Source organism: Acinetobacter sp. YH12132, from assembly GCF_013418645.1.
In the GTDB taxonomy this organism is placed as follows: Bacteria; Pseudomonadota; Gammaproteobacteria; order Pseudomonadales; family Moraxellaceae; genus Acinetobacter; species Acinetobacter indicus.
In genome coordinates, this window is record NZ_VPBR01000019.1 from 1 (window position 1) to 13,576 (window position 13,576).

Consider the following 13,576-nt stretch of genomic DNA (forward strand, 5'->3'; position numbering starts at 1 on the left):
TGCCAGGGCAAACCCTGAATGAGTGCCTGTAACTGTTCTGGACTGAGAGCTACGTTTTCACCCTGGTGAACTTTAGCCCAGTGGAATTTTCCCTGTTCCAGCCGCCTGGCACACAGCCAGATGCCCAGTCCATCATGTACCAGCACTTTCATACGATGGCCACGTTTATTACAGAACAGGTAGGCGCAATGCGGTTTGATTGAGCCAAAGGCTTTCATAATCTGCGCCATGGCCGTATCCATACCCGCACGCATGTCCATGGGCTGGGTAGACAACCAGATTTCATCGATACGGATCATTTGATCAAGCCCTGAAGTAAAAGCAGTAATTCAGTTACTGACTCCACCGGCCATTCGATTTCGATCATCTGATCCTTTACGGAACATTGTTCATCATGTAATGGAATCCTGATATGAGCGGTAGCTTTCTTCTCTGGCACAGGTGGCGGAGGTGCTTCTTGTTTGACTGGCGTCGGGTGAAGAATGACGGGAAGGAAGTCGATCTGTGGAATGGATGAGATTGTTAATGATGGAACCATTGATCTGGACTGACGAATCCATTTATGCAACAGATTGGCATTGATCTGATGTTGCATTGCGACCTTAGCCACCGATGTATCTGGCTGCTGGCATTGCTGAATAAGTTGATGTTTAAATTCAGCCGTGAAGGTTCGACGGGGCTTTTTTAGCGTTGGTGCAGTGTCTATAACTGTCTTTAAATCCATAAATAGGTGTCCACTTAAATTTTAGTGGACACTATCGCGGTATTAATGAGTTAGAAAAAGTGGGGCTCAGCGGACGCTTACACAGATGCTGATTAAGCGTTATACCAAGTGGCTGCATGGGGATAAGAACAAGCAAGAAATTGCAAAATTAAGCGTGGCACACACAGCATAAGGCCACTGATATTTCTACTTGTTGAAATAAAAATGTGGCAAAAATGTGGCAAATAAAAAAGCCACTTACATAAGTGGCTGATTTATAAAATAAATTCTGGTGGAGGTGGCGGGAGTTGAACCCGCGTCCGCCAACACTACGCTCGAGAATACTACATGCTTAGATATCGTCTATTGTTTTAACACTTTAAGACCCGACGAACAGGGTTCAAAGTGCGATCCTCTAAGTTTGGTATAAAGCCCCGAGGCTTGGCTCTATACGGACTTGTGTGCGTTCGCTTCGGTCGGGTTCACTGACCACAAGTATTCAGTGAAGCGGACAAGCGGCCCTTAGGCAGCTAGAGCGTAAGTTTCGTCGTTTGCGACTATTTAAATGCAAATTTGATTTACGAGAGAAAATGCGCTCTCGGCATGCATCTATGAGTTTCATCATCAGCGTCGAAGCCAATAACACCCCCAGACTACAGCACCATCATAGCATAAAAGTTGAAAATTACGAGATCATTTCACAACTATTCACCGCAAGATCTGCGCTTAATAACATAATTGCGCTAATATTTTAAATTTCAAGTCAGATAACAGTATAAATTATGACTTATTTACTCGCCCTGGATCAGGGCACGACCTCAAGTCGCGCGATTATTTTTAATGAACATGGACAGGTTCAGGCTAGCGCGCAACGCGAAACCCAAATCAACACCCCGCAATCCGGCTGGGTGGAACAGGATGCCCAGGAAATCTGGAGCAGCCAGATGGCTGTGGTGCAACAGGCGCTGGCGTCCGCACGGATTCTGGCCAAAGATATTCATGCCATTGGCCTCACTAACCAGCGGGAAACCACTATCGTCTGGGACAAACGCAATAGCCAGCCCTTGGCTCCGGCCATCATCTGGCAAGACCGGCGCGCAGCCGACTGGTGTAATCAGCTGCTGCAACAGGGACTGCAACAAAAAATACAGCAGACCACCGGATTATTAATTGACCCTTATTTTAGTGCCGGCAAGCTGGTCTGGTTGCTTAAGCATATTCCCGGTCTGGCCGAACTGGCAGCGCAGGGGCATGTTGCCTTTGGTACCGTCGATAGCTGGCTAATCTGGAACCTGACCCAAGGCGCCGAGCATGTAATTGAAGTCAGCAATGCCTCACGCACCATGCTCATGAATTTACAAACCCAAAGCTGGGATGAAGAACTGCTGCAACTTTTTCAGATTCCCGCTTCGGTCTTACCAAAAATCATCAGTTCCGATCATTATGTGGCCGATACCGCTGCCGGCTTACTCGGCGCCCGAATTCCAATCAGTGGCATTCTGGGCGATCAGCAATCGGCCCTGTTCGGCCAGTCCTGTTTTGAGCCGGGCATGGCCAAAAACACCTATGGTACCGGCTGCTTTATGCTGTTTAATACCGGTTCGACGCTGCAATACAGCCAGAATAAGCTGCTCAGCACCCTGGCCTGGCAATGCCAGAACCAGACCCATTATGCGCTTGAAGGCAGTGTGTTTATGGCCGGTGCGATTGTGCAATGGCTACGCGATGGTTTGGGCATCATTCAACAGAGTGCCGAGGTCGAACAGCTGGCCAGTCAGGTCAGCGATACCGATGGCGTGGTGCTGGTGCCGGCCTTTACCGGTCTAGGTGCGCCGCATTGGGACAGTGATGCGCGTGCCCTGCTCTGCGGTATGTCGCGTGGCACTCACAAAGCCCATATCGCCCGGGCAGCGCTTGAAGCAATTGCCTTTCAGGTGGCCGATGTTCTCAGCGCGATGCAGTCAGATATTCAGCAACCGCTCAAAGAATTACGGGTCGATGGCGGCGCCAGCTGTAATGATATGCTAATGCAGTTTCAGGCCGATCTGCTCAATGTGCCAGTGTTAAGGCCGCAAATGCGAGAATCCACCGCCTGGGGCGCAGCGGCAATGGCCGGGCTTAAATCCGGGGTGTTTAACAGCTTAAGTGATATTGCCGATAACTGGCAGCTGGAACGCGCATTTGAACCCGGTATGGGAAAAGATCAGCGTCAGGCACATTTGCAAAAATGGCAACAGGCGCTAAAACGTGCCCGTTCCGATCTTTAAACGGCGAATACCCGCGAAATCGCTCAAGCTTGATTTTTACGCTATTCACCGCGACTGATCCAAATAAAAAACAGGCCCGATTGAGCCTGTTTTTTTATCTGCCAATCAATCCATTTGGATTAATAAGCATAAGACGCAATTGCGGTGGCAATAGCTTTATGTTCATCATTGACCAGAGTCATGCGCATGGTACAGCCTTTACGGCCCAAACGCAGGGTTTCAGCACGGGCCGTAAAATATTTGCCTCGCCCCGGCGCCAGATAATCCACCCGCATATCCACCGTGGCCAATCGGGTCACTTTCTTGATGGTATCAGGTAACTGCTCCGGCTTGGTGCGCTTATACAGCTCGCCCATCGCCACAATCCCGCCCACACTGTCCAGAATTGTCGCAGCAACCCCGCCATGTAAAATCTGGAAAGCCACATTGCCAATCAGCTGCGGCTGCATCTCGATATAGGCTTCAATCTGCTGATCCACCACCCGCATCTGCATGCCGTTATGCTTGAAAAATGGTGAACTGTTAAAGGCCTGACACAATTGCTGTAAGACGACATCAATATCTACTTTCGAACCCAAATGAATGCCTCCGGTCCACTTTTTTGCCATATCGCTCATAAATTGGCCAATTACCTTAAATTGAGAAAAAACGCATGTATTTTGCCCCACAATCCTGTTTATGGGTCTACAATATTGCCTAGTTTAATACTGATCAGTGAGATTGTTATGACTTATACGTTCAATCGTCCCGCATTTCCTGCCACTCGTATGCGTCGTATCCGTAAAAATGACCAGCTACGTGCCATGGTGCGAGAAACCCAGCTCACGGTTGATCATCTCATTTATCCAGTATTTGTTTTACCCGGTCAAAACCAGACCCAAGATATTCCAAGCATGCCCAACATTCAGCGCCTGTCGGCCGATCTGCTGCTGAAAAAAGCCGAGCGCCTGCTGGAACTGGGTGTGTCTAAACTGGCGCTGTTTCCGGTCACCCCACAAGAAGATAAAAGTCTGACCGCCGAAGCTGCCTGGCGCGAAGATGGCCTGGTACAAAGCACGGTCCGTTTACTGAAAAAAGAACTCCCGGAGATGGTGTTGATTACCGACGGCGCCCTCGATCCGTACACCACCCATGGTCAGGATGGCATTATTGATGACAGTGGTTATGTGCTGAATGATGAAACCGTAGCAGCCTTAATCAAGCAATGCTTAAGCCATGCCGAAGCCGGTGCCGATGTGGTTGCGCCAAGCGACATGATGGATGGCCGTATTGGTGCTATCCGTCAGGCACTGGAAGCACAAGGTCATATCTATACCAATATTATGGCTTACTCGGCCAAATATGCTTCCAGCTTTTACGGCCCGTTCCGGGATGCCGTCGGTTCGGCCAGCAATTTAAAAGGCGGCAATAAATACAATTACCAGATGGATATTGGCAACCGTGCAGAAGCGCTGCATGAAATCGCGCTGGATATTCAGGAAGGCGCCGACATGGTCATTGTCAAACCGGGTATGCCGTATCTGGATATTGTCCGTGAAGTCAAAGATACCTTCGCTGTGCCGACTTTTGTCTATCAGGTCAGTGGCGAATACGCGATGCTGGCTGCTGCCATTCAAAATGGCTGGTTATCCGACAGCGTGATCATTGAATCGCTGATGAGCTGCCGCCGTGCCGGTGCCGATGGCATTTGGACCTACTTTGCAGAAGAAGCCGCACTCAAACTCAAAGACATGAAATAAGGATATTGCCACTGCAATGAAGCACATTGCCATGATTGGCGCCGGCATTAGTGGACTGATGTCGGCGCTGGAGCTATTGGAACAGGGCTGCTCGGTCAGTATTTTTGATCAGCAGCAATCCGGTCAGGCGGCCTCCTGGGCCGGTGGTGGTATTCTCTCTCCAATGTATCCGTGGCGTTATCCGGCTGCGGTAAATGTGCTGGCGCAATCGGCCAAAACTGAATATCTGCGCTGGAATGCCAAACTTCAGCCTGACACCGGCATTGATTTTCAGATCCATGAAACCGGTATGCTGATTTTTGATGAAAGCGATTTTGACATTGGCCTGAATTTCGCCGAGCTGTTTCAGCAACCCATGCAGCAGGCAAAGCATCTGCACAGCGCCGAACTGCATCAGCTGAATCCGCATATTTCCGCACAGTTCCAGCAGGCCATCTATTTCCCGCAGCTGGCCAATGTGCGTAATCCGCGTTTATTACAGTCAATTCTGTGCTATTTAAAGCAGCATCCACGGGTGCAGCTGTTTGAACACTGCCCGATTGAACGCCTAGAACTGCACGGTCAGCAGGTATGCGCTATTGTCGATCAGGCCGGACAGCGTTATCAGGCCGATGACTATGTCTTGACCACCGGCGCCTGGTCAGCGCGCTGGGCCGAGCAGCTTGATGTACAGATTCCGGTACGTCCGGTACATGGACAGATGGTACTGTTTAAAACTCCAGAAAACTGGCTGCCCACCATGTGCATGAATCAAGTCATGTATCTGATTCCGCGTCAGGACGGCCATATTGTCTGTGGTTCCAGTATGGCAGAACAGGGCTTTGATACCCGTTTGAATGCCGATACCACGGCCAATATTCTGGAGGCCAGCTATGCCATGGTGCCAGCCTTAAAAGACCTGCCCATCATCAAGCAATGGGCCGGTTTACGCCCGGGCTCACCAGACGGCGGTATTCCCTATATTGGCTTGATGCCGGAGTTTGACAATCTGTGGGCCAATTTTGGCCATTTCCGCAATGGCTTATGTATGGCACCAGCCTCTGCGCGTTTGCTGCGTCAACTGCTATTGGGCCAGCCCCCAGATGTATCTCCGGAGGCTTATAGTCCGGCCCGTTTACAGCGCGCTGCCCTGGCCAGTTAAGATCGGATCGATTCCCCTACCCGAGATGAGGCGAAGGGAAATACACCAGATGATTTAGCCCTGATGCTGTGAACCAAACATTTTGGCCGCCATCCGCTGCGCCTGTTTACCATAAAACCAGTACGTCAGCAGATACAGCGGAATGGCAATTAATAACCACATAATCACCACCACGCTTAAAAATTGCGGCTGCTGTAAATACAGCAGAAAATCCTGCCAGATGGTTGGATTCTGACGGGAAAAAATCCAGATGCCGAGTAATAAAAAGGCCAGATTATAGCCCCAGAAAATCAGGCTAAAACCCAAGGTCAGCTTTTTACGCTCGGCCTGAGACGGTGCGCGCTGCTGCTGTTTTAAAAATTTAAACAGCACCCAGATCATGGCAACCAAGTAAGGCACTGCGGTTAAAATGCCGCCCACACCTGCCGGTAACAATGCAGCCAGTACCCCGCAGATACAGGTAAAGATCAGACAGAAAAATAAAAACCAGAGAAAATAACGTGTTAGAGAAATCATTAAACTGTCTACCTGAGCCATAAGCAACTAGTATAAAAAAAATTGATTTTTTTTGCATGATCCTGTCAACCGTTGTGCCCGAACAGGCGTTATATAGGGCACAAGCTTCATCTCCGGCGAATTTGTAACGGCATCCACAAATTTTTCGGGAAGCTTTGCTAAAGCAATAAGCGAATGTGAATCAAGTTTTTGTATAGCAGCCAAATGCTTTGTTCATCGCACTTTTTATTTGGCCGACGATTTATCATCACTCGAATCGTCGGCTTTTATTTGTCTGGCCTTTGCTGGTGAGCAGCACTCATCTTCAGGACAATAAAGATTAAACCTTAGCGTTTTATATCGGTACAGAATTTTAAATTTCGCCCTCAGCTATAGTATGCTTGCCTAAAGCAAAACAGGTTGATGACATGGCAGTGCATTTTTTTCATACGTCAGATTGGCATTTGGGGCAATTTTTCCATAACCACGATCGTGAATATGAACATGCACAGTTTTTAGACTGGTTATTAGAACAAATCCAGGAAAAACAGCCGAATGCCCTGTTTATTGCCGGGGATATTTTTGATGTGATTAACCCGGCCTCCAGCGCGCAGCGCCAGCTGTACCAGTTTCTGGCCGATGCCCACGCCATTGCACCGCACATGCAGACCCTGATGATTGCCGGCAACCATGACTCCGGCTACCGCATTGAACAGGTGGAACCGTTGCTGGCCAAGTTTAAGGCCAAGGCGGTTGGGGTGATTCAGCGCAATGCCGACAACCAGCTGGATCTCGACCGTTTACTGGTGCCAATTTATGATGCCGAAAACAAAGTTATTGCCTGGTGTCTGACTCTGCCATTTTTACGCACTGCGGAAATTACCGGACTGAATGAGCAGACCCAGAACGCCCAGAATGCGATTGCCTATTTGCATCAGCAGCTGATTGCCGAAGCCAAACGGCGTAAAACGGAAGATCAGGCATTAATCCTGATGTCACATGCGCATATGCAAGGTGGCGAAACCTCAGATTCAGAACGGCCGATCATTATTGGTCATGAAGAAGCACTTTCCACTGCCCTATTTGATGATGTGATTGACTATGTCGCGCTGGGGCATCTGCATAAACCGCAAAAAGTCCAGCATCCACATATCCGCTATAGCGGCTCTCCAATTCCGCTGTCTTTTAGTGAAATCCAGTACAAGCATCAGGTGCTCGAGGTCAAGATTGACCCGCAGGCTGCGCCCGAACAGCGCCTGCAACTGGGCTCACTGCTGATTCCGCGCAGTGTACAGCTGCACCGTATTCGCGGCAGTCTGGATGAAGTGTTTCAGCAACTGAAAGCCCTCCCGCAAGGTACGGTGGAACGCATCTGCCAGCGTGATTATCTGGAAATTGAATACAGCACCGATGTACCACCACCGGTCGATTTACGCCAGCAGATTGAACAGACCTTACCGGAACAGCGCTATCGCCTGTTACGCATTTGCCGGGTCTACACCCCACAGGAAGATCAGGCCGCAGATCAGTCCAAAATTGATCTGGCCCCGCCCACACCGGACAGCTTATTCAAACAGTTGTGGAGCAAAATGGGCTATCAGCCGGATGCCTCGGTCGAGCGAGATTTTATGCAGCTGCTGATTGAAGCGCAGCATAGCCTTGAACAAGAACAGCCATAAGGATCAGACATGAAAATTTTACGTTTAAGTCTGAATAATCTGGCTTCTATTGCCGGCACCCAGGACATCAACTTTGAAAGCGCACCGCTGGCTCATGCCGGCCTGATTGCGATTACCGGAAAAACTGGGGCCGGTAAATCGACCCTGCTCGATGCCATGTGTCTGGCGCTGTATGACCAGATTCCGCGCTTAAACGGCGCTGCCGGGGCGCTTAAAGATGCCAGCGGTCAGGGCATCTCGATTAAAGATTCTAAAAATATTCTGCGCCGCGGCTGTACCCAAGGCTTTGCCGAACTGGAATTTATTGCGCTGGATCAAAAGCGTTATCTGGCACGCTGGGAAGTGCGCCGCGCCCGTAACAAGGTCGATGGCAATTTAAAAGTCGAACGCGCGATTACCGCTGTGGAAGATCAGCGCGTGCTGACCCAGAAAATTTCGGAATGCACCCCGACTGTTGAAAAGCTGATTGGGCTGAGTTTTGAGCAGTTTACCCGCGCCGTCTTGCTGGCCCAGTCTGAAGTGGGTGCGTTTTTAAAGGCCAAAGATCAGGACCGCGCCGACTTGCTGGAATATCTGACCAATTCCCATATTTTCAGTCTGGTCAGTCAGAAAGCCTTTGAAAAAATCCGCCAGATTCGCAGCGAAAAAGAACAGTTACAACAACTGATGGGGCATATTGAGTTGCTTAGTGATGAGCAGCTACAAGCCCTGCAACAGCAGCATGCCCAGAGCAAACTGAGTCTGCATGAAAAACTGCAAAGCGAAAAACTGCTGTTGAATGATTTAAGCTGGTACAAGCAGCAACATCGTCTGCACAGTGAAATTCAGGCCAAAAAAGAATTTTATCTGGTGCAGGTCGATGCCAACCAGAAAATGCAGCCGCAGCGTGACCTGCTGGCGCAGCTGGACCAGTTTCAGGAAATCCGTGAACAGTATCTGCAGCAGCGCCAGCAACAGTTGCAACAGCAACAGCTGGCGCAGCAACTTGAGCAATTCCAGCCGGAATTTCAACACTGTGAACAGCAGCATCAGCAGGCACAGCAGCAGCTGGAACAATTGCAGCACAGCGCGCAACAACAGCAGAAAGAACAGCTACAGTTACAACCCGTGTTAGAACAGGCACTACAGCTGGATGGCCAGATTGAGCATCTGATTCAGCGCTATAAAGAAGCCGATGCCCAGCTGAAACAGATTCAACATGAAAAAATTACGCCACTAACCACCCAGCAGCACGGCCAGCAACAGCACTTACAGCAGTTGCATACGCATTTAGAACATCTGGAACAGCAATCGGTCCAGCATGCCTTTCTGGCAGTATTTGACCGTGAGCCGCACAGTATTTTGCAACGCTTGCAGCAATTTCAGAAACTGCAGCAACAGCTACAGCAGCAGGCACCGGCACATGCGCACAGTTCACTGGCCCAGTTGCAACAGCAGCTAGATGATGTAAAACAGCAACAGGCCGATGCGCTCCAGCAGGCCGGCTCAATGGCTGAACTGGAACAGCAAGCCACAGAACTGGAACAGCAGCAGGTACAGCACCAGCAACACAGCCAGCAGCTGGAACAAGCCCTGTTCCTGTTACAACACATGCTGAACGAGCAGCAGGAACAGCAGCAATTACAGCAGCACATGACCCAGCTTCAGGCCGAGCTAAGCAGCTTGCAACAGGCGCAAACTGAAGCACAGCAGCACTACCAGAATGCCCAGACGGCACGTGAACAGCTGGAACAGATTTTTGCCCAGCAGCGTTTATTGCAGGCACAAAGTGTGCAGGAGTTGCGTCAGCAGCTGCAAGCAGAACAGCCGTGTATGGTCTGCGGTAGCACTGAGCATCCATTTGTCAGTCATCAGGATTTGCTGGAATCTGCACTGCAGTCGGTGCAGGACACCCAGTTACAACAGGCCCAGCAGCAGGAACAGCAGTGCCAGCAGCAGCTCCAGCAATTACAACTACAACATTCCAAACAGCAAACCCTGCTGGAACAGAAACAGCTACGCTCTAGCCAGCTTCAAGACAGTGTGCAACAGAAACTGCAGCAGGTTCAAAAGCTCAGCCCAAGCACACAGCTGGATGATACAGCACACGATCTGACCGCCTTGCAGACCACACTGCAACACAAGCTAAATCAGCAGCAACAGCAGTTACAGCAGCTAAAAACTCGCCAGCAACAGCTGAAAAGCCAGACCCAGCAGCTGCAACATTTGCAGCAACAGATTCAGTCCCTGCAGTTACTCTGTCAGCAATTCCAGCAGCTGGAACAACTGATTGAACCGGTTACCCAGGCACTGGAACCGGCCCAGCAAGCGCAATGGGCGAACCAGGCCGAGATGTGTCAGACTCTTATTGCCCTGCTGAGCAGCCGGACTCAATACCTGCAACAGCGCGAGCAATGCCTGCAACAGCAGCAGGAATTACAGCGCCAGATCAAAGACGGCGAACAGCAACTACAGTTCTATCAGCAGCAACAGCAACAGCTGAGCAATGACCTTACCCATGCACAAACTCAAGGCAGCCAGTTGCGCCAGCAGGTACGTGATCTCAGCCAGCAACATGCTGGACAGGTGCTGGATACCGGCAAAGCCTGGCAGCAGCTGTTACGAGAGCAGCAGCAACAACTCCAGCAGCAGGTAGAACAGCAACACCTGCACTGCCGTCAGCTGGAACAGCAATTCCAGCAGGCGCAGCTGAAACAGCAAGACCTGCATACACGCCAGCAGCAGCTTCTGGAAAGTGTACAGCAGCTACAGCACAACATTCAGCAGTGGCAAAGCCAGCATCCACAGTTCACTGCCGAGAAGATTGAGCAGTGTCTGGGTATTGATCTGGCCAGCTGGCAGGCCATGCGTCAGGCCATCCAGCAACAACAGCAAGCCATGCTCAGTGCACAAAGTGCGCTGGATGTATTGCAGGAGCAATTCCAGCAGCATCAGGCCCAGCAACCAACTGTCAGTTATGATGAGGTCACCACCCAACTGGAACAGCTGGAACAGGAAAAAAACAGCTTACAGGAGCAGTTTAACCAGCTGGAAACCCAGTTACGTATGCAGCAACAGGCGCAGGCACAACTGTCCAAATTCCAGAGCCAGATTGAAAAAATTCAGGCTGAAGAATATCGCTGGGGCCGGATTGCCGATTTAATTGGCAGCAAGGAAGGCACCAAATTCCAGAAAATTGCCCAGGAACATCATCTGGATATTCTGGTGGAACATGCCAACCAGCAACTGCAGCCACTGGCGCCGCGTTATCAGCTACAACGTATTCCCAACAGTCTGGGCCTCGCGATTCTGGATCATGACATGAATGGCGAAATCCGGCCGGTACTGTCTTTATCGGGGGGTGAAACCTTCCTGGTATCACTGGCGCTGGCACTGGCCATTGCCAATATGGCCTCCGGCTCCATGAAACTGGAATCGCTGTTTATTGATGAAGGCTTTGGGACGCTCGATCCGGCCTCGCTACATATGGTCATGAATGCGCTCGACCGGCTGCAAAGCCAGGGCCGTAAAGTGGTGCTGATTTCCCATATTCAGGAAATTCACGAACGGATTCCGGTCCAAATTCAGGTCAAACCAATTGGTGCTGGGGCCAGTACCCTGCAGATCGTAGGCTAGACCATGTTCTGGCACTATCGTCCGCTCTCGCCGCAGCTCAGCCTGCAGCTGGAAAGCCTGCGCGGATGGAGTGCCATTCTGGTGCTGTTCAGCCACTGTTTTCAGGCCTTTATTGGTCCGCTGGATCAAACCCTCTATTCGGGTGTGCGTCTGCTCGGACAAGCCGCAGTGATGATGTTCTTTGTTCTAAGCGGCTATCTGATTGGACATTCCATCCGTCACAATATCCATCGCCATCGACAGTTTTCAGGCTTGGCCTATAGCCGGCAACGCTGCCAGCGTATTCTGGGACCATTTTTATTTGCCATGTTGCTGACCTTGTTATTGTATGCACTGGCGCCCTATTTCTTTGCATCCGGCTCCCATGGCATTGAGGCGAGCCAAAGCTTTATGATCCGGCACAGCTATGACATTAGTGCAGCCGATTTTCTCGGTTCACTGTTTTTCGTCAATGGTTTTGTAACGCCGACCGTATCGGCCAATGCTGCCCTCTGGAGCCTGAGTTATGAAGTCTGGTTTTATGTTCTGGCCGGTTGTCTGGTGACATTCAGACTTGGGAGCATCCTGCTGTTTTTAACCCTGCTGCTTGGCTTAAGCCTGCTCAATATCCAGTTCCTGATTTATTTTCTGGTCTGGTTGTTGGCTTTTGCTTTTGCTAGTCCGGCATGGAGCAAACAGATTCCAGCCGCCCAACTGCACTATTTTAAATCCGGTTTTCTGCTCTTGGCGGTGCTGATTGCCCTGTTTGATGCCTACCAATTTCACTCCATTTATCTGGCGCAGTACTATACTGGCGAAAATTTCAGGCTGTTTAACCTGTGTATCGGGATTGCAGCGGCCTGCTGGCTGCTACAACTGGCGCGTGGTGAACGGCAGATTCAGGTGATCTGGCCGGCTTCCGCGCAGTTTTCCTATACCCTGTATATCACCCATTTCCCGTTGCTGATTTTTATCCTGGGCTGTTTTCCGTTTACGCTGCAGCACGGTTTAGGAGTAGCTCTGCTCAGCCTGATTATCACAATGGCGGTGCTGATTGGTTTTGCCTGGCTGGTGGCGCAAAAACTGGAACCACCTCGCCGAATTGAACGGCACTTATCCTAAGCAGGCTGTGACACCAAAGAACAAGCTGAATATTGTGATGCAGCATTATTTCGAATAATCGCGCGCACCAAATAATGCCGTACCAATCCGCACCATGGTCGAACCTGCGGCAATTGCTGCATTTAAATCACCGGACATGCCCATACTTAACGTATCCCAATCTGCAGGCTGTGCATGTTGCGCCTTGACCGTATCAAACAGTTGTTTGGCATCCTGAAAGGCGGCAGTGTTATTTGGTGCCGGAATCACCATCAGGCCACGTAAACGTAAATTCGGCAACCGACTGATCTGCTCGACCAGCGCCGGTACTTCGCCAGGGCTACAGCCATCTTTGCTATCCTGTCCATCAATATTGACCTGCAGGCAGATATTCAGTGGCGCCTGCTGATCGCTGCGCTGATTGGACAAGCGCTCAGCAATAATCAGCCGGTCTACCCCATGCACCCAGGCAAATTTTTCAGCCAGATGTTTGGTTTTGTTGCGCTGCACATGGCCAATAAAATGCCACTCAATCTCTAAATCCTGCAGCGCCTCAATTTTTTCCAGCGCTTCCTGTAAATAGTTTTCGCCAAAGGCTCGCTGTCCGGTCTGGTACATTTCCTGCAACACAGCACTCGGATGGGTTTTGGAAACCGCCAGCAGCTGGACCTCTGCCGGGTCACGCTGCGCCTGCTGACAGGCATGCTGAATTTGTTCTAACACATGTTGACGCGATTTTTGCAGGCTATTCATTGATGCGGTTCTCATTTTCATTCATCTTTTTTACTTTGCCCTCGTGCTAGGTGTTGGTTAAGCTGAGGGAAAGCCGTATTATTCTAACAAAATAATTAAGATTT

The 13,576-nt window shown here is 50.3% G+C and carries 11 protein-coding genes and 1 other RNA gene; 6 read left to right on the forward strand and 6 right to left on the reverse strand.

Annotation, left to right across the window (positions count from 1 at the left end; all coding sequences use genetic code 11):
* The 3 genes from tnpB to ssrA form a co-directional block, all read right to left on the reverse strand.
* On the reverse strand, positions 1 to 299 hold a 299-nt coding region (gene tnpB / locus FTU67_RS12900; protein WP_180061859.1), incomplete at its 3' end, for an IS66 family insertion sequence element accessory protein TnpB.
* Positions 296 to 724 carry a transposase gene (locus FTU67_RS12905; RefSeq protein WP_180061860.1) on the reverse strand — a complete coding sequence of 143 codons (429 nt, stop codon included), beginning with the start codon at positions 722 to 724 and terminating at the stop codon, positions 296 to 298. The genes FTU67_RS12905 and tnpB, both read right to left, overlap by 4 nt.
* A gap of 269 nt (positions 725 to 993) precedes the next feature.
* Positions 994 to 1,353, reverse strand: a transfer-messenger RNA (tmRNA) gene (ssrA, locus tag FTU67_RS12910).
* 132 nt (positions 1,354 to 1,485) lie between these two features.
* Here ssrA and glpK point away from each other — a divergent pair.
* The gene (gene glpK / locus FTU67_RS12915) at positions 1,486 to 2,970 is read left to right on the forward strand and encodes a glycerol kinase GlpK (RefSeq protein WP_180061861.1); all 1,485 of its coding nucleotides are present in this window, start codon (positions 1,486 to 1,488) and stop codon (positions 2,968 to 2,970) included.
* Positions 2,971 to 3,089: 119 nt separating this feature from the next.
* Here glpK and FTU67_RS12920 read toward each other — a convergent pair whose 3' ends face one another.
* On the reverse strand, positions 3,090 to 3,587 hold the full coding sequence (locus FTU67_RS12920; protein ID WP_180061862.1) for a thioesterase family protein: 498 nt from the start codon (positions 3,585 to 3,587) through the stop codon (positions 3,090 to 3,092).
* Positions 3,588 to 3,695: 108 nt separating this feature from the next.
* Here FTU67_RS12920 and hemB point away from each other — a divergent pair, with 108 nt between their 5' ends.
* On the forward strand, positions 3,696 to 4,709 hold the full coding sequence (gene hemB, locus FTU67_RS12925) for a porphobilinogen synthase (protein WP_005179750.1): 1,014 nt from the start codon (positions 3,696 to 3,698) through the stop codon (positions 4,707 to 4,709).
* Between the two features lie 16 nt (positions 4,710 to 4,725).
* Positions 4,726 to 5,850, forward strand: a complete 1,125-nt coding sequence (thiO, locus tag FTU67_RS12930; RefSeq protein ID WP_180061863.1) for a glycine oxidase ThiO — start codon at positions 4,726 to 4,728, stop codon at positions 5,848 to 5,850.
* 54 nt (positions 5,851 to 5,904) lie between these two features.
* Here thiO and FTU67_RS12935 read toward each other — a convergent pair whose 3' ends face one another.
* Positions 5,905 to 6,366 (reverse strand): ABZJ_00895 family protein, encoded by a 462-nt coding sequence (locus FTU67_RS12935; RefSeq protein WP_035363315.1) that lies wholly within the window; start codon positions 6,364 to 6,366, stop codon positions 5,905 to 5,907.
* 407 nt (positions 6,367 to 6,773) lie between these two features.
* Here FTU67_RS12935 and FTU67_RS12940 point away from each other — a divergent pair, with 407 nt between their 5' ends.
* From FTU67_RS12940 to FTU67_RS12950, 3 genes are read left to right on the forward strand one after another with little or no spacing between them, the layout of a single operon-like run.
* Positions 6,774 to 8,024, forward strand: coding sequence for an exonuclease SbcCD subunit D C-terminal domain-containing protein (locus FTU67_RS12940; RefSeq protein WP_016659450.1), 1,251 nt, complete (start codon positions 6,774 to 6,776; stop codon positions 8,022 to 8,024).
* A 9-nt stretch (positions 8,025 to 8,033) separates the two neighbouring features.
* Entirely contained in the window at positions 8,034 to 11,639 is a 3,606-nt protein-coding gene (locus FTU67_RS12945; RefSeq protein WP_180061864.1) for an AAA family ATPase, read from the forward strand.
* Positions 11,640 to 11,642: 3 nt separating this feature from the next.
* A complete protein-coding gene (locus tag FTU67_RS12950) occupies positions 11,643 to 12,740 on the forward strand; it encodes an acyltransferase (protein WP_180061865.1) in 1,098 nt (365 codons plus the stop codon).
* 45 nt (positions 12,741 to 12,785) lie between these two features.
* Here FTU67_RS12950 and FTU67_RS12955 read toward each other — a convergent pair whose 3' ends face one another.
* Positions 12,786 to 13,472 carry a YggS family pyridoxal phosphate-dependent enzyme gene (locus FTU67_RS12955; protein WP_005179764.1) on the reverse strand — a complete coding sequence of 229 codons (687 nt, stop codon included), beginning with the start codon at positions 13,470 to 13,472 and terminating at the stop codon, positions 12,786 to 12,788.
* Positions 13,473 to 13,576 lie beyond the last annotated feature (104 nt).

Coding starts and splice junctions, on each gene's coding strand:
- FTU67_RS12905 (WP_180061860.1), bottom strand. CDS start 724: ATGGATTTAAAGACAGTTATAGACACTGCACCAACGCTAAAAAAGCCC.
- glpK (WP_180061861.1), top strand. CDS start 1,486: ATGACTTATTTACTCGCCCTGGATCAGGGCACGACCTCAAGTCGCGCG.
- FTU67_RS12920 (WP_180061862.1), bottom strand. CDS start 3,587: ATGAGCGATATGGCAAAAAAGTGGACCGGAGGCATTCATTTGGGTTCG.
- hemB (WP_005179750.1), top strand. CDS start 3,696: ATGACTTATACGTTCAATCGTCCCGCATTTCCTGCCACTCGTATGCGT.
- thiO (WP_180061863.1), top strand. CDS start 4,726: ATGAAGCACATTGCCATGATTGGCGCCGGCATTAGTGGACTGATGTCG.
- FTU67_RS12935 (WP_035363315.1), bottom strand. CDS start 6,366: ATGATTTCTCTAACACGTTATTTTCTCTGGTTTTTATTTTTCTGTCTG.
- FTU67_RS12940 (WP_016659450.1), top strand. CDS start 6,774: ATGGCAGTGCATTTTTTTCATACGTCAGATTGGCATTTGGGGCAATTT.
- FTU67_RS12945 (WP_180061864.1), top strand. CDS start 8,034: ATGAAAATTTTACGTTTAAGTCTGAATAATCTGGCTTCTATTGCCGGC.
- FTU67_RS12950 (WP_180061865.1), top strand. CDS start 11,643: ATGTTCTGGCACTATCGTCCGCTCTCGCCGCAGCTCAGCCTGCAGCTG.
- FTU67_RS12955 (WP_005179764.1), bottom strand. CDS start 13,472: ATGAATAGCCTGCAAAAATCGCGTCAACATGTGTTAGAACAAATTCAG.